Annotated in this window: 20 protein-coding genes and 1 pseudogene; 11 read left to right on the forward strand and 10 right to left on the reverse strand. The window is 32.9% G+C overall.

Annotation, left to right across the window (positions count from 1 at the left end):
- Positions 1-9 precede the first annotated feature (9 nt).
- Positions 10-525 (forward strand): nitroreductase family protein, encoded by a 516-nt coding sequence (locus tag E4N74_RS00070; protein ID WP_044978516.1) that lies wholly within the window; start codon positions 10-12, stop codon positions 523-525.
- 15 nt (positions 526-540) lie between these two features.
- Here E4N74_RS00070 and msrB read toward each other — a convergent pair whose 3' ends face one another.
- The 9 genes from msrB to E4N74_RS00115 form a co-directional block, all read right to left on the reverse strand.
- Entirely contained in the window at positions 541-1,605 is a 1,065-nt protein-coding gene (gene msrB / locus E4N74_RS00075; protein WP_255818154.1) for a peptide-methionine (R)-S-oxide reductase MsrB, read from the reverse strand.
- A gap of 238 nt (positions 1,606-1,843) precedes the next feature.
- Positions 1,844-3,466 carry an ABC transporter transmembrane domain-containing protein gene (locus tag E4N74_RS00080; protein WP_255805709.1) on the reverse strand — a complete coding sequence of 541 codons (1,623 nt, stop codon included), beginning with the start codon at positions 3,464-3,466 and terminating at the stop codon, positions 1,844-1,846.
- A gap of 9 nt (positions 3,467-3,475) precedes the next feature.
- A complete protein-coding gene (locus tag E4N74_RS00085) occupies positions 3,476-4,456 on the reverse strand; it encodes a YcaO-like family protein (RefSeq protein WP_255805710.1) in 981 nt (326 codons plus the stop codon).
- Between the two features lie 2 nt (positions 4,457-4,458).
- Positions 4,459-5,034: a hypothetical protein gene (locus E4N74_RS00090; RefSeq protein ID WP_255805711.1), complete on the reverse strand. Its 576-nt coding sequence runs from the start codon at positions 5,032-5,034 to the stop codon at positions 4,459-4,461.
- Positions 5,027-5,890, reverse strand: coding sequence for an McbB family protein (locus tag E4N74_RS00095; RefSeq protein WP_010692418.1), 864 nt, complete (start codon positions 5,888-5,890; stop codon positions 5,027-5,029). Before E4N74_RS00095 ends, E4N74_RS00090 begins: the two co-directional genes overlap by 8 nt.
- Positions 5,871-7,112, reverse strand: a complete 1,242-nt coding sequence (locus E4N74_RS00100; protein ID WP_255805712.1) for a S41 family peptidase — start codon at positions 7,110-7,112, stop codon at positions 5,871-5,873. Before E4N74_RS00100 ends, E4N74_RS00095 begins: the two co-directional genes overlap by 20 nt.
- Positions 7,113-7,168: 56 nt before the next feature.
- A complete protein-coding gene (locus tag E4N74_RS00105) occupies positions 7,169-7,417 on the reverse strand; it encodes a hypothetical protein (RefSeq protein ID WP_255805713.1) in 249 nt (82 codons plus the stop codon).
- A 138-nt stretch (positions 7,418-7,555) separates the two neighbouring features.
- Positions 7,556-8,008 (reverse strand): threonine/serine exporter family protein, encoded by a 453-nt coding sequence (locus tag E4N74_RS00110; protein ID WP_255818157.1) that lies wholly within the window; start codon positions 8,006-8,008, stop codon positions 7,556-7,558.
- Positions 8,008-8,778, reverse strand: a complete 771-nt coding sequence (locus tag E4N74_RS00115; protein WP_044978519.1) for a threonine/serine exporter family protein — start codon at positions 8,776-8,778, stop codon at positions 8,008-8,010. The genes E4N74_RS00110 and E4N74_RS00115 overlap by 1 nt, the downstream gene beginning before the upstream one ends.
- 148 nt (positions 8,779-8,926) lie before the next feature.
- Here E4N74_RS00115 and loaP point away from each other — a divergent pair, with 148 nt between their 5' ends.
- The 10 genes and pseudogenes from loaP (at position 8,927) to E4N74_RS00165 (ending at position 19,012) form a co-directional block, all read left to right on the forward strand.
- On the forward strand, positions 8,927-9,469 hold the full coding sequence (gene loaP / locus E4N74_RS00120; protein WP_044978520.1) for an antiterminator LoaP: 543 nt from the start codon (positions 8,927-8,929) through the stop codon (positions 9,467-9,469).
- Positions 9,453-10,941, forward strand: a pseudogene (locus tag E4N74_RS00125) (polysaccharide biosynthesis protein). Before loaP ends, E4N74_RS00125 begins: the two are co-directional and overlap by 17 nt.
- Positions 10,942-10,948: 7 nt before the next feature.
- Positions 10,949-12,292 carry a S41 family peptidase gene (locus E4N74_RS00130; protein WP_255819338.1) on the forward strand — a complete coding sequence of 448 codons (1,344 nt, stop codon included), beginning with the start codon at positions 10,949-10,951 and terminating at the stop codon, positions 12,290-12,292.
- A 281-nt stretch (positions 12,293-12,573) separates the two neighbouring features.
- The gene (locus E4N74_RS00135) at positions 12,574-12,906 is read left to right on the forward strand and encodes a hypothetical protein (RefSeq protein WP_255818160.1); all 333 of its coding nucleotides are present in this window, start codon (positions 12,574-12,576) and stop codon (positions 12,904-12,906) included.
- Positions 12,907-12,996: 90 nt separating this feature from the next.
- Positions 12,997-13,833, forward strand: a complete 837-nt coding sequence (locus E4N74_RS00140) for a CPBP family intramembrane glutamic endopeptidase (RefSeq protein ID WP_044978524.1) — start codon at positions 12,997-12,999, stop codon at positions 13,831-13,833.
- A gap of 113 nt (positions 13,834-13,946) precedes the next feature.
- Entirely contained in the window at positions 13,947-14,375 is a 429-nt protein-coding gene (locus E4N74_RS00145; RefSeq protein ID WP_255818163.1) for a hypothetical protein, read from the forward strand.
- Between the two features lie 50 nt (positions 14,376-14,425).
- Positions 14,426-15,601 carry a DegT/DnrJ/EryC1/StrS family aminotransferase gene (locus tag E4N74_RS00150; protein WP_255818165.1) on the forward strand — a complete coding sequence of 392 codons (1,176 nt, stop codon included), beginning with the start codon at positions 14,426-14,428 and terminating at the stop codon, positions 15,599-15,601.
- A gap of 3 nt (positions 15,602-15,604) precedes the next feature.
- On the forward strand, positions 15,605-17,692 hold the full coding sequence (locus tag E4N74_RS00155; protein WP_255818167.1) for a xanthine dehydrogenase family protein molybdopterin-binding subunit: 2,088 nt from the start codon (positions 15,605-15,607) through the stop codon (positions 17,690-17,692).
- Entirely contained in the window at positions 17,682-18,161 is a 480-nt protein-coding gene (locus E4N74_RS00160; protein WP_255818169.1) for a (2Fe-2S)-binding protein, read from the forward strand. Before E4N74_RS00155 ends, E4N74_RS00160 begins: the two co-directional genes overlap by 11 nt.
- A 5-nt stretch (positions 18,162-18,166) precedes the next feature.
- Positions 18,167-19,012: an FAD binding domain-containing protein gene (locus E4N74_RS00165; RefSeq protein WP_044978528.1), complete on the forward strand. Its 846-nt coding sequence runs from the start codon at positions 18,167-18,169 to the stop codon at positions 19,010-19,012.
- A 3-nt stretch (positions 19,013-19,015) separates the two neighbouring features.
- Here the strand turns inward: E4N74_RS00165 and holA are convergent, their stop codons facing one another.
- Entirely contained in the window at positions 19,016-20,029 is a 1,014-nt protein-coding gene (gene holA, locus E4N74_RS00170) for a DNA polymerase III subunit delta (RefSeq protein ID WP_044978529.1), read from the reverse strand.
- Positions 20,030-20,053: the final 24 nt, after the last annotated feature.

The following is a 20,053-nucleotide window of genomic DNA, read 5'->3' on the forward strand; positions in this document are numbered from 1 at the left end:
AGGTTAGATATGAATGAAATTATTCAAAACATGCTCACCCGTGTGAGCGTCCGTAAGTTTACGGCAGAGAGGGTCGAAGATGAAAAGCTTAAGACAATTGTAGAATGTGCTAAGGCTTCTCCGACGGGTAAAAACAGACAGATGAGGAAATTTACTGTTGTGCATAATCGGGAAAAAATACAGGAACTTGCAAGGGCTGTTTCTTCCGTACTTGATATTCCGAATTACCGAATCTATGACTGTGATGCTTTGATACTCATCAGCTTTGAAGAAGATGACCGATTCGGTTACTGCGATTCTTCGGTTGCAATTGAGAACATCTATCTTGCAGCTCATGCTCTGGGCTTGGGTTCCGTTTGGATAAACCAGTTGAGAGAAAAATGCAATTCGCCTGAGATAAGACGGGTTTTAGATTCTTTTAATATTCCTAAAAATCACGTAGTATGCGGAATATCGGCAATCGGTTATCCTGCAGAACACCCCGAACCTAAAAAACGCACAGAGCCTGTCGAGTTTATAAATTAAGTTTTATAGGCAGTTTTAAAAATTTCCTGCCGGTTTTACGTAAGGAAGATAATCGCCGTAACCCTCTTGTTCCATTTTATCGTAAGGGATAAAACGCAAGGCGGCTCCGTTAATGCAATAGCGTAAGCCGCCTGCATCGGCAGGTCCGTCGTCAAACACATGGCCGAGATGAGCTCCCCCCGTTTTTGAAACGACTTCAGTCCTATTCATGCCGTGGCTTTTATCCTCCAAGTATTGAAGAGCCTGAGTTGTAATAGCCTTTGTAAATGATGGCCAGCCGCAGCCTGCATCGTACTTATTTAATGAAGAAAAAAGAGGTTTCCCTGTAGTTATGTCAACATAAATTCCTTCAGAGTCGAATTTATCGTACTCGCTTGTAAATGGCCTTTCCGTTGCCTTTTCTTGTGTAACCGAAAACTGGATCGGTTTTAAGGATTTTTTTAATTCTTCTTTTGAAAGTACTTTAAATTTACTTTCATCATAGAGAGGCTTTAAAGCAAGGGTTAAGTCTATGTGGCAATATCCTCCCGGATTTTTTTGAAGATAGTCTTGATGATAGTCTTCTGCAAGGATAAAATGTCTAAGTTTTTCTACCTCAACAACAATGGGCCGCGAATATTTTTTTTGCATAAATTTTACAAAACTCTGTATTTCTTTAACCATAGAATCGTCTACATAATAAATACCTGTTCTGTATTGGCGGCCTGCATCGTTTCCTTGTTTGTTTAAAGATGTAGGATCGATTATTCTAAAATAATGGGCCAATAATTCTTGTAAACTTACTTTGGAAGCGTCATAAACTATCTTCACAGTTTCGGCATGGTCGCTATGATGCAAGCCTTTGTAGTTTGCAGAATCGCCTTTCCCGTTTGCATAACCTGTGTCCGTTTCTTTTACGCCCGGTATCTGTCTAAAATATCCTTCAACGCCCCAAAAGCAGCCGCCTGCAAGATATATTTCTTTAATCATTCCGTTTCCTCCAATGGGTAATTTTTGTTCTGCCTGAGCCTTTGTACATGATAGAAATAAAACTACCATCAGTAAAAAACTCAAGTGTACTAAAATGTTTTTATTTTTCATATCTAATTCCTCTCAAAAAAATATACATCTTTTTTTTATAAAAAACAAGGGGCTTTATCCTTAACTCATGATTTTTAGAACTTATTAATGCTTTATTTAATGATTCATGTACCCATTCAATAATTTCATAATTTTATCTTTTTGATTTATTGAAAGTAAAAATTTTGATTTATAGTAAAGTAAAATGTTTAAAATGTTGTTATTAAATTTTGTCATAAAAAAATATATGCTAAACAGTTCAGTTGATTTTTGAAAGCTTAATAATATCAGTTGCAATCTCATCATAAATTTCATTATGAGTTATCATTAAAATTAACTTTTTAGTCTTTAAGTCTTTCAGTATGTCAAACAAAGAACTGGCCGTTTCAGAATCCATAGCATTTTCTATTTCATCAAATAAAATAACTTCTGCATTTTGAATCAAGCATCGTGCCAATGCTAACCTTTGCATTTGTCCCTGTGATAGGAGTATATTTTTGCCGAGTTTCGTATTTAATCCATGTGGAAGGCTTTTTATAACTTTATCTAGTTTTGTTTGTATTAATACTTGGTATAGTTTTTGTTCGTTTATGTTCTGCAAAAAACTTATGTTTTCTAAAATTGTAGCTGAAAAAATAAAAGGTTTTTGTGTAACAAAACCAATTTTTTTATTTAAATTTATAAAACAAATGCTGCCGGTAAGGTGCATCCCATCAGTTTTAGTTAAATCTTTGGCGAGAATATTAAATAAAGTAGTTTTTCCACTTCCATTATCGCCTTTTATTAAATATAAGCCAGGATATGAAAAGTTTATATTTAAGGTTTCAAAAATCTTACTACCATTTGAATATGTAAAGCTTAAATCTTCAATAATTATTTCTTTGTTTGCATTATCTTTATCTTTATAGAAAACTATTGACATTTTATACTTTCTTGCATTAAATGAATCTTCTAAACGCTTTATTGAAACCTTAGAAATGATAATTTGCTTATATACTGATAAAATTGATGAAACAAGTGTACGAAATTTTTGTGAGTACATCAATGAAGCAGTAATTATACCAACAGTGTTTTTACCATCAAAAACACTTAAACCAACAATTATAAAAAACGAAATATTAATGATAAAATTTGATGCAAAAGCAGCAGTTGAGGATTTCATACCAACAAGCGTTATTTTCTTATAAATATTGTAGATGTTTTGAATTAAATGTTTAAATTTTTTCATAAAAAATTTTCTTGCAGAATAATTTTTTATTTCTTGCAAGCCTGAAATACTTTCATTTAAAAACTCCATATATGCATCTTCTTGTTGGTATTGTATTTTTGTTATTTTTGCTTGTTTCTTACCAAAAATTTTTGCCAATATAATTGGAATAACAGAAACTATTATTGTTAAAACAAAAAGCAAGCAGTCTATTTTTAATAATCTAAAAGTAATTACAAATATAATGACAATAGAATTTAAAATTGAAGGAACTTGTAAAGTATAGACGCTTATCAAAACAGAAAGATCTTGCTTAAATAGATTTAATAAAAAACCTTTGTTTTTGTCGGTATATGTTTTTGTCGGTAGATATAAAAAATTTAAATATAAGCATGATAAACAATATGTTCCAATTTTACGATTCAACAAAAATTGAAACCATGAAATTAACAGAGAAAAAATAAAACCTATAATTTGCAATATGATGAAAAAATTTATAAATTGGAAAAAGAGAGCTTTGTTTTGTTTCGTTAATGCATCGATGATTTTTCCTGTAAAAAAAGGTTCAAATGTTGAAATATAATTTGCAAGTAAAGAAAATAAAAAAATTAAAAAAATGCTTAGAAAAAACGGCTTCATAAATTTTATGCTCCATTTTTTTGTGTAGTTTTTCATTTTAAACCCTCATATAACCGGACATTGCAGTGCATTTTCTACTTCTTTGTCGATTTCAAAATATTTGACTATATACTTATCTAAATTACATTTTATATTGCCTAAAAATGGAACGCAGTTAAGCATCCTTCGAGATAAAGCCTTTATGGTTATTTCCCGTTGTTGAGCTGAAATATTTAGTAAACCAATTTCTATATCGTTAAATTCTTTTTGAATTTCTATTTTTTTTATTGGCTTTAATGTATTTATATTTATTTTTTCTATAGTCATTGACAAATTAAGAAAGTATTTTTTAAATTCAGGCGTTTTAAAATCTATAAAAAAAGATTTGTTTAATAAATGTTGCATAATTGCTTCTTCTATTGCTGATTTTAGTGCATTTACTGAATTCTTATCACCGGAAATACCGGAGCCAACGATTTGTTTTTTCGAATCAAAAATAAAAAAAGCGATCGTATGAATATTACTTATGTTTTGACTATAAAAAATTTCAACGGCATTAGTCTGTAGTCCATATTGAGTAATAATATCTTTAACAAGCTTAGTTTTAATTAGTTTTTTACAATATTTTTTATACCACATTAACATTAGCTCATTTTTTTCAATTAATTCCATAATTGCTTTTTCAATTATAAACGCTGACCTCAAACCGGAAGCTGTGCCGGTCGTATCTTTTTTACCATACGCCTTATCAATATCATAACCTAACATTGAACGGTTAATCTGCCTTGGTTTTAAGTTTTGCAATGAAATTAATTGAGTTTCTTGAGTATATCGTGAATTAGCTGACATTTTGAATCTTTCCAGGTATTCACTGTATAGTTTTCCTAATACAACCTGCTTGTTTTTACCGGCAGAAGTATGACCGTAAGGAAATATGGCTTTTTTATCTTTGGTCTTTTCAACTTTAAAAACAGCCATACTAATGATAGGATCATTTAAAAAAACGGTTTTATGTAAAAAAAATGATTTTTCTAAATAGTCAAACATATCTATTCCTTTATGTCAATTTGTGCAATTGCAAGTTGTTGTGTTTTATCGATGTCAAGCTCAAAGGCGATTTTGTTAAAATCTTTTATTTTTTTCAAACAATATTTTGACATGTGCTTACATAAATTTTCAACCTCTTTTATAATTCCTCCAATTTTTAATATCGATTGAATATATCCACTACTACCATACTTTGCAATACAGTTATTCAAGGAAACAAAAAAAGAGATTGAAAAAGAATACTCCCTATTTTTATTTTTTATTTCCATGTATTTCACTAATTTTTTTCCAGTAAAGTCATAGGCATAGTTACCATTTTTCAAGTATTTATCATTATAAAATGAATAAATAACAAAATATAAACATTTTTCGTTAGTTATATTATTTATAATTTTATCAAGTTCAATAATAAATTTATCTGTTTTTAGTACTTCATATTCTTCTAGTGAAATTTTTGAATAGTTTTCAATATTTTTTTGAAGCAAAACCTGATCAATATCTGCAGAAACATAATATTCTCTTATAGGGTTGCTTAATTGATGAAATTTTTTAATATAGTCTAAAAATAACTTATTCATTACAATCGCATATATCCCAGTGAGTTGCAACATCATAGTCCAGCTTATAAGTACTCATATTGAAGCACCGTATCAGCTTTATTCTATATTCATCCAAATCTTGTATATCATTGCTAATTTCATTTATTAGTTTTAAAGCTTTATAGTTGTTTAATATAATTTCTGTATTAAAATATGTAGTTTTTGCATAAATTAGATCAATTAATCCTTGGAAAGATTGCCTGGAATTTAGCTTTGCCTCCGAACGCAACGAACCTTCTAAATGAGAAAAAAAGCAGAGCGGGCAAGGATTATGCCACTCTTTTTTAAAATAATTTGTAAAATAAAAACAGTAATTATAATAAAATACAAATTTATGTATGATGTTTTTTTCTCGCAGTAGATTTGCAAGTTTTTGAAATGCAATATAATTAAACGAAGTTAAAACAATATAACAAATATCGTTTATTTCTACAGAATCAAATAATGCCATATTAATATCGTTATAGTTAAATTCATTTATATAAAAATTAGTTGAACTGCCTTGCATATTAAATTTCAATGATTTTATCAGCAAGGGAGAATCTATAAAAAAATAAATTTTATTTATTTTTGTATTTTTTTTTATATTTTCGCTAGCAAGTTTATTTTTTAATAAAAATTCTAACCAAAAATCAGCTTTATCATCATACAATTCAACTAAATCATTGAACGAAAATGACAGATCATATATACCATCATACTTGCCAAAAAAGTCAATTAATTTTTCATCCAGTAAAACAACAGTAACTTGCTCATTTTGAACAATAGTCATTTCTTCATCATGATATAACAAAAATGGGATTAGCTTATACTTCTTATTTTTTTTCTTTCGCATCATACTCTCGAATTGCTTCCATACACGCCTGCATAGGAACCTGTCCGTCTTTGACATGAATATCAGGTGCCGTACCAAATTCTGTATTTGACATTCCTTCCGTATTAAGCGCATAAGTGGAATCAAATAAAATTAAAGCTCCGCTTTTTGGAAGCGGTATCGGTAGCGGACCAATTACAGACATTCCTGCGCCTGCGGTGTTTTCTCCTACCACCGTTGCAAAACCGGTTTGACGGCAAAAACCGGCAAACTGATCTGCGGCAGAATGTGACTTACTGCTTACTAAAAGCCATATTTTTCGTTCATCTATCGAATTAGTAATGCCGTCTATTTTTTTTATGGTTTCACGTATTTTGCAGCCATTTTTATGTGCTGTGTTTGTATTTTTCACATTTGGAATTTTATCTTTATTTATTATTTCTATATTACCGATCTTAAATATGTATTCGAGCAGTTCTTTTGTATATTTGTTTTCGGTATACAAACCATACCTATAAAACGCTGCATTATCTTTTAAAAGAAGACCGGTAATGTACATCCAAAAATACCTATCGCCGCCGCCGTTTCTTGTAATGTCAATAATTAAATGCTTATGATCTTTTGTTTTTTCTAAAAAAACTTTTACATCATTTAAGAATTTTTTTCTTTTTTCTTGATCAGTAATCGAAAATGAATCAATTCTAAGACATGCTATTTTACCCTCTTCAACTATATATGTTGTAATACCTTCAATTCGCTGAACATCATTCCAGATAGTACGAACCCAAGCTCCTGACGGTTGGGCAGAATAAAAATCTTTAATGAGTTCATTTTCCGTGCCGTCTTTGTTCACACAGGGATAGTAAGTTTTGTACATTTTGTTATAGTATTGATAGTCAATGGGATACAAATGCCCTACGGGTTTATTTTGAGTTATTTCGGCACAAAGTTCACCGTAAAATGTTAAGTATTGGGATTTAGTTTCTATGTCTTTTAATTTCGGTTGCCATTCTTCTTTTATTTTTTTTAAATCAACCCCATTGCGTTCCAAGACTTCAGTAAATGGAAAACCTTCTTTTATAAAACCCCAAAAGAATTCGTAATCTTCATCTTTTTCTTTTTGGCTTAAATTTAATTTCTGAAGTTCATGAATGGTTTTAGGCTTTTCTTCTTTCTTGCAGGTCAAAAAAGTAAAAAGACAATACAAACATAATACACAAAAAACAATTTTCTTTCTCGTCATAAAAATACCTCACCATGATAGCAAAACACTGAGGAAACCATTGTTATAAAACTTTTTTAGTTTTCTTCAATTATATAACCGCTTCCCGCACCAGGTATGGGTATGCTTGGTGGTGGTGGAAAAATCCCCGGATTTGTTCCATTGTCATCCGGCATATCTGGCTTAGGCTCCGGTGCTCCATGAGGTGGTCTACTAGCGTCACCACCATCACCAGCTGCCATAATGTTAATGAGTCCTCCAAGAGGGGCTCCGTCCGAATCATTTCCATCTGTACTAAACCACTTATGTGTTTGATCATTAACCATATTTCTATTTCTCCTATTTAAAAAACATACGATCTTCCTCAGTTTTGATTATAGCATATAACATATTAGAGTTATTGTCAACTGTCGGGAAAATTATAGGGAATATAAAAATATTGTTTTTTAAAAGATACTCTTATTTTATCCTTTTTTACTGTTTGCTTTTTTCTTGACGGCTCTGATAAGGCGGGTTACCGATGCAGAAATAATTAAGCCTACGGATATCGCTATTGCGATAAAAGCGGCTTGAACACCCTCGCTCACCCCTTTTTCCAATTTGTCGGTAACAAAAAAAAGCATGGTCTTATAAACCTTAAATCCGGGAACTAAAGGAATCGTGCCTATAACGATAAAACATGTAACAGGTGTTTTTTGAAGTACTGCAAATAAATCCGCCAAGAGGCCTACGGCTAGAGCTCCGGCTAAGGTCGCAAATATATAATTTATACCGATGTTCTGAAAAAATATGAGGATTGTCCAAGAGACACTTCCGCACAGGCCGCTTAAACAGATGTTTCTTCTCGGAACCGAAAACAAAAAACAAAAACAAAAACTAGCAACAAAGGATGCGATTGTATGCACATAAAGCGGCATTATATTCCTCCTAAAAGAGAGTACCCGAAGAGAACCGATCCTATTCCGAAGGCTATTGCAATGGCTATCATAATAGCCTCACAGGTACGTGCAAGTCCCGAAACTAAATCTCCCAAAATAAAATCCCGTATACCTGAAGTAAAGGCTACCCCCGGCACAAGAGATAAAACTGCTCCTACTATTATCATGTCAAGATTTTTTACAAAACCTATATGGTAAAAAATAATGGTGGTTATACCGACTAAAAAGCCTGCTATAAAATTTCCTAAAAAGACTGTTTTTGAAAACTGTGCAATTTTATCATTTGAGAAAACGGCTACGAAGGTAGCAAGAAAAGTAACTATAAAATCATTTAATGTTCCGCCGAGCAAAATAGAAAAAAGTCCGCAGGCTATTCCGGAGGTAGTTAATACAAGCCAATACGGATAATTTTTTTCTGCATCAATATTTTTTAAAATATCGAGGGCATCACTTTCAGAAATTTTACCTTGAGTAAAGTTTCTTGAAAATTCGTTGACCAATGAAATTTTATGTATATTGCTGCCCCTGACTCTTATGTTTTTAATGTAAGTTGAGCCTTCCTTCTTGTCATTTCCTATTAATATTACTGTCGGAGTTATAAAAACGGCAATGCCTGTAATTCCGCGTGAGGCGCATATCCTTAAAATGGTTTCTTCCGTTCTGTGCATCTCGGCTCCGTTTTTTATTAGAAGCTCTCCTGCCGTCAGGGCTATCCTAAAAATTGATGAAGCATTTTTTTCTTCTTCCATTATTTTCCTCATTTAAGAATTATTTAAAATTCTAAAAAAGAATATAGCACAGGATATTTAAAAAAACAAGGTATCTAAGATATAACAAATTTGCAAGCAAGGATGACTACTTTATTTAATAAGATTTTTATGATACAATTAAATAAATATGGATTATTATGTAGTACAGGTTAGTACGGGCAAAGAAAAAAAATTTATTGAAGATGCCGAATTTAAAAATAAGTTTGATGAGATTCCTTATTCTATAGTTTTTCCTCAGAGAGTTTTAAAAATAAGAAAAGCCGGTAAAGTAACGGAAAAACAACTGGCTGTTTTTGCAGGTTATTTGTTTATAGGTACCGATGGAATTTCAAGAGAGCTGTATCAGCATATTAAAAAATGTAAGGGCTTCTATCGTTTTTTGCCTAATAATCAAGAGCCTAAATCTTTACAAGGAAGGGATCTGGAAATTCTTAATCAATTTATTTCATTCGGCGGTGTTGCAAAAATTTCACAAGTTATATTTGATGAAAATGATAGGATAAAGATTATTGAAGGCCCTTTAAGCGGACTGGAAGGTTATATTGTAAGAGTAAATAAGCGGAAGGAAAGGGCAACTATTTGTTTGGATATGTGCGAGACATCTTTTTCTATCGACTTAGGGTTTGAAGAAATATCAAAGGAGAAGAAAAAAAATGAGCCGTCCTATTAAACAAAAAGCTTCCATATACATAGTAGGAGCAGGCCTTGCCGGAACTATGATTGCACATGAAATTTCGGCAAAAAAAATATTCGGCAAGGTTGTCGCCTTTTTAGACGATGACTCTAAAAAAATCGGAACTAAGATTGACGGGATTCCGGTATTCGGGCCTATAAGTGAAACCGTTCATTTAATCAGAATAGATGCAGGGGATGAGGCTCTGATTGCAATTCCCAGCATACGCTCCGAGCGTTTACGTGAAATATATGAGCTTTTAAAATCGGCAGGGTTTTCAAAGATAAAACTTCTACCCGCAATTTCACAAATCATTGACGGTTCGGCTCATTTGGTTCAAGCCCGCGAAATAGACCCTCAGGATTTACTTACCCGCACCCCCGTTACAATTTCTTTAAAAAAAAGTTTGGCATATCTTCGCGGAAAGCGCGTTTTAGTTACGGGTGCCGGCGGTTCTATCGGGAGTGAACTTTGCCGTCAGCTTTTATCGGGCGGCGCCGAGCGTCTCTATCTTTTCGGCCATGGAGAGAATTCCATTTATCAAATTTACAAAGAGCTTAAAATATTACAGGCAGGAGGCGTCGGAGACAAGGCGACAATTGTTCCGGTTATAGGGGAATTAAAAGACCGCGAGTATATGCGCTACATTATTAAGCAATTAAAATGTGATGCCGTTTTTCATACGGCGGCTTATAAACATGTTCCCTTATATGGAGGAGAATCCTGTTGCCGTTATTGAAAACAATGTTTTCGGTACAAAAAATCTTTTGGATGCCTGTATTGAATTTAATGTAAAGCGTTTTGTTTTGATCTCGACCGATAAGGCTGTTGAGCCAGTTTCAGTTTACGGTGTTTCAAAACTATTAAGCGAAAAATTGGTATTGCAGGCTGCCGAAACCGTAAAAGAAAAAAAAGATTCAGCCTACATGTTTGTCCGTTTCGGAAATGTTCTGGGTTCACGAGGTTCTATCTTTCCTCTTTTTGTAGAACAGATACAAAACGGAGGACCTGTTACCGTAACCGATAAAAATATGATTCGTTTTTTTATGACAATTCCCGAAGCCTGTTCGCTGGTACTGCAAACCGGCGGTGTAGGCAAATCGGGTGAGTCCTATCTTCTCGATATGGGGGAACCTGTAAATATTTATGAAACTGCAAAACAGCTGATAAGCTATATGGGCTTTGAACCTGAAAAAGATATTAAGATAGAAATAATCGGCCCCAGAGAAGGAGAACGTTTGGAAGAACCTCTTTGGTCTTCAACCGAATATCTTGAAAAAACGGATTACGAAAAAATCATGTGTCTGCGCGATAAAAAAGAATTTGATTCTAAAAACTTAAACGAAATTTTAAATACTCTATATTCGTTTTGTTTTTATAATGAAGAAAAAAAAGATGATTTCCGCAATAAAGAGAAAATGCGTAATTTTTTGGAAGAAAACGATTTGTTAATTTATAAAAAGGAGTAATAAAAAAATACATAATTTATTGTTCATACATGAGATGATTAAAATAAGATTTCAGAAAAAGATAAAAAATATTAATATAAAAAAATTAATAATCGGTATTATAATATTTATTTTTATTTCAGTGTTTATTATAATGTCTATTTTTATCTCAAAAAAACATGATACAATATCCGGTTTTATTTCTGCCGAAGAAATGAAAGCCGACTATGAATATTTTTGGGATTTTATTTATAACGGGTACCCTTTTACCGAAGTATGTGAACGCAAAGGAATTGATTTAGAACAAATAAAACAGACAGGATATAGGTATTTATCGGATCCCATGATGCAACATGGATATTATTCTTTCTATAAGGATTTATGCAGAAAAATTACTATAAATAGGTACATAGGGCATCTTTATCCTTCAGATTATTTTGATTATTATTTTAATTATGAAAAGATATTTAAAAATGGTGCCCCTCAGACTTCATTAATTAAGAAGCGGGCTTTGATAGATAACTTTTATTTTCATATATATCAAGTAGAGGTTCTTAGTGATAAAAATATCGGCAGTTTTAGTAATAGAAATTCTTCATTAATAGGAACTCGTAAATATTCAAAGCCGTTTATACAGATTATTGAGACCGATCATATTGCATATATAGAAATCAAATCTTTTCTTACAACGAAAGCAGAAGAAAAACAAGAGTATCTAAAAGCCTTGGAAGATTTTTTTATTGAGACTGCAAATTATAAACACATAATAATAGATATACAAAATAACGGAGGCGGACATTCTGAAAATTACGAAGCAATAATATCTCCCAATATAAAACAAGATATGAATATAATTTCTTACGGACTTTATAACGAAAATAAATATACGAATACTTATTTGGATATGTTTTTTAAAAATTATAAATCAGAAAAAATAAATCGGCATGAAGTTCCTTATATAGAAAATTGCAGTACTGTAAAAAACGATAAGGCCTATAGATTGGAAGAGATAATTCAAGCTCGTCCTATTAACGGATACAAGCCTTGTGAAGATAAAAAATTTTGGCTTCTTGTAGATAGCGGCGTATATTTGGAAGCGGACAGGTTTGCTTATGTCTGTAAAAAAATCGGTTTTGCAACAGTTGTCGGGACTAATACGGGCGGTTCCGGAACAAACGGTAAATCGCCTATGTACATCGTTCTTCCCAACAGCGGCTTACTGATAAAGTTTGATTTTATGTACGGCCTAACCGAAGACGGATACTGTACTGATGAAACAGGTACTGCTCCTGATATTTATAATCTTCCCGGCAAAAGTGCCCTTGGAACCTGCTTGGAAATTATAAGAAAATTAGGGGAAAAGACAAATTAGGGGAAAAGACAAACTTTTGATGGAGCAAAAGTTTTTCTTCTCCCCTATAACCCCTCATCTTTTCAAAACGCCATTTAAGAGGGGAACATTTTTTAGCTCCCCCTCTTAAAAATCTCCCCTAATATAGCGGTATGGATTGTCATTAAGACAAACCTGCGGTTTTTCTTAATAATCTTTTCCCGTTGCGAAATTGAACGTTAGCTCAACGCTTGGCGTCCCTTGCGGTTATTAAAAATAAATAAAATTGTAAATTTATGTAAAAAAAATACTGTAAATCTTCCTTGACAAATAAGCAGGGCTGCCCTATACTTATAAGTGAAGCCGTAACAGTGTCATCACTTATTAACGGTAAGCATAAGCTTATCCGATTTTTAATATCATTATGGAGGAAATTTAATACCAACAAGAAAACAACTAATGAGGACGTGGGCTTTTTTTCTGTAGAAAACCCATCTATTATTGAACCGATTGCTTCGATTTGCAGCGGACGCCCAAATGATGCTCTTGCTCCGCCTCATGTAGACGGCGGCGGGAGCGGTGGAGGAGGAGGAGGAGGAGTTGATCCTTTCCCTTCGCCAGTAATAGAGCCATCTAAACCAAAAAATCGCCGCTGAGTTTAAAGACAGAACATACTAGTATGAAATTTTAATCAGTATCAAATGGTTCTCTGTTACGGCTGTTTTTTCTATGAGGAGTACTATTTTATGCCATATAACAAAAAGAAGGTTTTAGCTGTTTTTTATTGGTTTATATCGATTATAATTGAAGCCTTTATTGCATTTTTTATTCTTGATCTTATATATGTATATGTTTTTATGTATAAAGAAGAATACTGGTATATAATTCTGACTATTGTGTATACTGTACTGGGCATTGCAATCATAACATTTAAACGGTTTAAAGAAAACAAAAATCTTTTACAATTTAAGCCTTTTAAGTTTTCTACGGTTATAAAGATATACTTTATTGGTATCATTATAACTACACTTATAGCATGGATTTTTCGTGGTTTCGGTAATTTTAAAAATATGATAGAAAGTTCGGTTATTTATTTTTTAAACAGATTTACGGGAAAAGAAAGCTTTACCGTCCGTACCATATTTAATACTAATTTTATATACAAGCCATTAATTATTTATGAATTTATAGCGGCTCTTATCATAGCACCGATATATGAAGAACTTATATTTAGGGGAGTAATCTATGATGATACAAAAAAATTATTTAATGCAAAAATTGCCGCTCTTGTTTCTTCAATACTATTCGGCTTAATACATTTATATGGAGGCTATGCACAAGTGATTGGAGCCATTGTAAGCGGTTTACTATCAGCTTATTGTTATGAAAAAACAAAATCGCTTTATGCATGTATCTTTCTCCATTCTTTACACAATTTTATAGCCGTTGTTATGCGTAGATTATTAAATTGGCAAACATATGTTATACTTATCCTTATTTTTACGCCTGCCTGTGTAATTATGCTTATTGCCGAAGGGATTAGGTATTTCGGCAGAAGAAAGGCACTCATTATAAAGGAATGATTTTATGCCATATAACAAAAAGAAGAAAATAACGAAAGTCCTCTTATAAATCTAACCGGCTATTAGATTTTCTATAGGTTTTAATTACTAAACTATTAAATTAAGGAAAGAAAATGAAAGTTATTCAATCTAAAAAAATTATCACAAAAAAAATATTATCTATGAGTGTATTGATTTATATTTTTTGCTATGGTGATTTGCTTTTTGCTTTCGATTTTGCTCCCTCGTGGGATTTTGGACACATCAACATTGCAGGAAGTTTTTCAAAAGATTCACAAATTCTATATGGTTCTGGAACTTTATTTGATATAAATCTATCAGATGCTGACACAGGGGTAGCATTTTCTTTCTCGCCTTTAGAAATAGAATCAAATCAACAATTAGGGAAAACCAATCTGTTTTTTATAAATGCTGAATTTTCATATAACACATTTAATAATCTATATAAAATATTTCGCTTAGCAGTGTTTGCCAGGATAAATTGGCTTACAGAATCTAATATTTATAAATACGAAAAATCCGTCTTATTGCATAATTCTTAAAATTTTAGTATACTTTGACGTTAGTTTTATACAGCAAAGGACTAAGATGTATGCACGATGCTCAGGCAAAAAAAACAATTCCTTTTTTTACTCCTTCCTTTTCTGAAGAAGAAGAAAAAGCCTTGATAAGAATTTTACATTCCGGATGGCTTACTACGGGGAAGGAAACTCTTGAATTTGAAAAAGAATTTGCTGCTTTTACCGGATCTAAAACCGCTCTTGCCGTCAATTCGGCTTCGAGCGGGCTCATGCTTGCAATGGATGCCTGCGGCATAAAAAAAGGAACAAAAATCGTGACAAGTCCCTATACCTTTATTTCGACGGCAACCTCTGCCCTGCACTTAGGCGGCGATGTAGTTTATGCCGATATCGAAAAAAAATCTTACAGTATAGACCCCGAAAAAATCGAAACTATATTAAAAAAAGATAAGAGTGTAAGGGCTATTGTTCCGATTCATATTGCAGGAAATGTGTGTAATATGAAGGCTATAAATGACCTTGCAAAAAAATATTCCGTTGCCGTGATAGAAGATGCCGCCCATGCTTTTCCTTCAAGGACGGAAGAAGGTTATGCGGGAACTCTCGGCACCTGCGGTGTTTTTTCTTTTTATGCAACAAAAACAATTACTACAGGCGAGGGCGGAATGATTTGTACCAACGATGAGAAAATTGCAGAGCGTATAAAACTGATGCGTTCTCATGGTATAAACCGAACCATTTGGGATAGGTATACAGATACAAAGGCCTCATGGAAGTATGATGTTACGGCTGAGGGATGGAAGTGTAATCTTCCCGATATTCTTTCTGCAATAGGAAGGGTGCAGCTTAAAAAAGCTCAAACTTTTTTTGAGCATAGAAAAAAAATTGCCGAAAAATATAATGACGCATTTGCAGACAATGATTCTTTTATTCTTCCTCCGGACGGAGAAGGTAATGCTTGGCATCTTTATATTTTGCGGCTTAATCTTGAGTCTTTAAAAATAGGCCGAGATGAGTTTGCTCAAGCCTTACAGGAAAGGGGTCTTGGTATTTCGATGCACTTTATACCGCATTTTGAAATGACTTATATAAAAGAAAGATACGGTTTAGATAGTTCCGATTTTCCGGAATCGAATAAAAAATATTTGCAAAGTTTAAGTTTGCCCTTTTATCCTTCAATGAGTGAAGAGAATATAAATTATGTTATAGAAACGGTAATTAAACTTGCAGAACTTAATAGGCGTTAATTTATGGATAAAACTTTTGTTTCCGATTTGGAATTTAAAAATCAGGAATGGGCTCGGCTCATTCGGTGCACAGATGCCGGTGCTAAGATTATAGATATAGAGATTCCCGAACTTCCTGAAGGTTTTGCTTTTTTTTCCGCAAAAGATATTAGCGGCAAGAATTCAATAGATTTTTTAAAAATCGAAATGCCTGTTTTTGCTGATGAAAAAGCGGATTATACGGGGCAGGCTGTAGGCATTTTAACAGGACCCGATAAAAAAAAGCTTTTAGAGCTTTCATCTCTTTTTAAAATAAAAACTCAAGGACATTCCCGCCCTAAGGCTCAATTTACTTTTGAAGAGGAAGTGAAAAACTATTTCGATTATCCTATAATTGCGCATGAAAGTTTGAGTGCAGGAAATGCTGAAGAAGTTTTTGAGAAAAGTTCTAAGGTAGTTTATTCTACTTTTTCTTTTAACCAAAGATACCACTATCATGCAGAAACAGCCTGTGTTAAAACGAATTGGGTTGATGACAAACTTGAAATTCATCTTGCAACTCAGTGGCCTTATCAAGTTTTGAATTCCGTTTGTAATGTTTTAAATTTACCTAAAGAAAAAGTAAATGTTGTTTCACATGCAGAAGCGGAATCTCTTGACGGAAGGATATGGTTCCCTTCATTGCTTGCTGCTCAAGTTTCCATAGCCTCTTTTTTAACAAAGAAGAATATAACAATGGAATTTTCACGGCAAGAAGATTTTTTATATACGGCAAAGTCTCCTATTGTTTTAATTCAGCATAAAACAGCTGTTTCCGATTCAGGAAAAATTACTGCTATGAATGTTTCAATAATTGTGGATGCAGGTTCATTTAATCCTTTTATAGGTCAAATGCTTAAACAGATGGTTGTAACTGCCGCCGGTATTTATAATTTGCCTGTTTATATGATTAGTGCTGTTGCGATAAAAACTGAAAAAAGTTTGACAGGATTGTTTTCGGGTTGGGGCGATTCTTATGTAATATCCGCATTGGAAAAACATATTAATGAAATAGTAGATCAGCTTGATTTATGCCCAATTCAATTTAGACTTCAAAATAATTTGAAAGTAGGGCAAAAGACGATTACAGGAATAAAAAAAGAAGAAAACTTTATTTTTGAAAACATCTTAAAAGCTGTCTGCAATAATAGTGATTTTTATAGAAAATTTCATGCATATAGATTAATGAATAAGGGACGCACGAATCGTTATGATGGAAATTGGCGAGGGATAGGAATTGCCGTAGGATGTCAATATAACGGCTCCAACATTCTTGTAAAATCCGGGATGAATTATTCTGCCGAGATTACTATGACAAAGGATGATAAAGTTTTAGTCAAGGCTGAACCCACTTCAGAAGGATTGAAGCGTATTTTAAAAAAGCAAATCGCAAAAGAATTGGAAGTCGAAGAAAATCAAATTGTTTTTTTAGGAGCATCAACCGATGAGATGAGTCCTACAGGAGCTGCTACAGCTTCTTGCGGTATCAGCATATTACCTGATCTTATTGCAAAATGCTGCACAGGAATAAAAAATCAAAGGTTTAGAAAGCCTCTTCCTATTGCGATAACCAAAACCTATAAACTTTCCCGCTCTAAAGAGTGGGATAATGAATCCTTAATAGGACATCCTTTTATTTCCGAAACTCCCGGAGCTTGCGTTGTTGAACTTGAACTTGATCCGAGCACTTATCAAATTAATGTAAGAGGAATTTGGTTTGCATGTGATCCCGGAAAAATCTATTCAAAAAAAATGGTACATAGAAATATTCATAAAACCATTGCTAATGCTATTTCAAATATTTCGATTGAAGAAATAAAAGAAAATAATTTGCTCCCTTCTAATTATAAAATAATTGCAACCGGAGATATTCCTCCCATCAGAGATTTTATTTTAGAAAGTGAATTAAAAACTAGAGGACTTGGGGAATTAGCTGAAAGTATTGTTCCTGCAGCCTATATTTCTGCTTTAAATCAGATTATGCTTAATCATAAAAGGATCGATTTTTTGCCTGTTTTTACCGAAGATGTTTTTAATGCTGTTACAAAAAGTGAGGCTTTAGATGAAGATTAGTTTTAATTTAAATAAAACTGCGGTTCAAATTGAGGCTCCTGCAAATGAAAGACTTTTGTCGGTATTAAGGCGGGAGTTTAATCTTTTAAGTTTAAAGAGTTCTTGTTTAAGCGGTCAGTGCGGATCTTGCACTGTGTTAATGGATGATAAACCTGTTCCTGCATGTTTTATTCCCGTTTTTAAGGTTGAAGGCAAAAGTATAATAACCTTAGAGCATTTTAAAACAACAGAAGATTATAAAATAATTTCAACAGGTTTTGATCAAGCCGGAGTTGAAATGTGCGGATTTTGTGATGCAGGAAAAATATTTTTTACATATGCAATTTTAAATTCCCATCTCGATATTGAAGACCCTGATGCGGAACAAAAAATAAGAAAATATTATTCAAGCACTATGTGCCGATGTACAAGCTTTGAAGATTTATTTTCGGCTATTGAGAAAATAAATAAAAATCAACGGAGAAAATAAAACTTATGAGTGAATTGACAAAAAACAGTATTATTTATCGAGCTCGCCATATGCAGGAAATGCTGTCTATATTAAAAAACATTTCAAATGTAAGACCTATAGGAGGTTCAACAGGTTTTTTAAATTATCAAACCGATGAAATAGTTGATTTACCTGCGCATGTTTTGGATGTAAATTTTTTACCTGAGTTAAAAATTATTTCTAAAACCGAACGGTATTTTGAATTCGGAGCTGCAGTAACATTAAATGAAATTTTGGATTTAGGTAAAAAAAATATTCCGCCTTCCTTATATTATTCTATCGAAAAGATAGCAAACAATTCCATACGCTCACTTGCAACAATAGGCGGAAACATTGCGGCTGCCAATCCTCTTGCCGGAACGTTTTTACCGATGTTGGCTTTAGATGCAAAGCTGGAAATTAGGACAGCTGAAGATATTGAATGGGTTCCTTTTGCAAAGTACATTGATAAAAGTTATGCCGAAAAAAGAGCAGGGCAATATATTATAAGCCGCATAAGAATTCCGAATGAAACATGGACAAAAAGTTTCTATACAAGACTGGGCACTCCGGGATATATAGATAGTGATACGGCTTCATTTTTATTTTTAATTTTGGTTCAAAAAGATATCTTGTCTGATATGAGGCTGTTTTTTGCATCAGATAAGTTGGTTCGTAATAAAGAATTTGATAATTTACTTTTGGGTAGAACTCTTCCTATTTCACATGGAGAGGTTCCGTTAATAATGCAAAAAGCAAAACAGTTTTTTACACGAGAAGAATTTTCATCAGATTTTCATAACTCTTGTTTTTACAATTTACTTGAAGATAATTTATATAAACTAACCTAAGTTTTAAATATGTTCAAAGGAGTATTGTTCTATTTTTTTTCCTGATTTACAAATTATTTCATAAAGACATATTTCCATAGCTATGTTTTGAAGACCGGTGCCTAAAGACCTTAATTCTAAATCGGTTTCCGATAAGAGTGCTATTATTTTTACACACTGAATCTCATTCCATAGTTTTGCGGCTCTTCTATATTGTGCCAATGCAGTTTTTCCTGAAAAACCGAAACGCTTCAAAGCAAAATCATCCAAATATTCGTTTTCTCTGTGTATTTTGTGCCAATCTTGTAATCGTCTGAAACAATAAGTTAAGCCTGCGATGGTTTGTACCGGAGATGAGTTTTTAGAAAGTATTATTTTTTGATTTATAGATAGGGCTGTTTCTAATCCGCCTAATGTTAAAGCATTGAACAGAGTAAAAGGTGTTTCTTCCTTATTATGTGCAAAAAGTTTTTCGATATTCTCTTGACCGATATGTGAACCTTTTTGAAAATAGAGCACTAAATGTGAACAGGCTGTTTTTAAAGCCTCAGTATTGTTTTCAACCAATTCCAAAAGCTCATCGACTGCTTCATCTTCAATCTCAATGCCCTCTCTAAAAAGAAATGAACGTACCCATTCCTGTTTTTTGTTTTCAAAAAGTTCCCAAAATATTTTTTGTTGAGTTTTAGGAACGGTATCGCTTATTTTTTTTGCGACGGATGTTTCATCTGAAATTAAAATTAAAAAAGAGCTGCCTGCGTTATTTTTTGAAACCGATTGAATCCAGCCGGTAAGCAAATCTATGTCTTCTTTTTTTTTGATAAGCTCTGCGGATTTTAATATAAGTAGTTTTGCAGAAGAAAAAAGAGATGCATTTTGCAAGAGAGAAATTATATCTCCCATGCCGGTATCGCCTGCATATACCGTATGTGTTTCAATATCTCCGTATTGTTTTGAAAGAGTTTTTACTACTGTATCAATGGCTGAATTTCTTTCCCCTATTTCAGGTCCCATAAAAAGCCAAACAGGATTTTCCAATTGTTTCTCCTTAAAAAAACTCGT

This window comes from Treponema putidum, assembly GCF_024401155.1.
GTDB lineage: Bacteria > Spirochaetota > Spirochaetia > Treponematales > Treponemataceae > Treponema_B > Treponema_B putidum.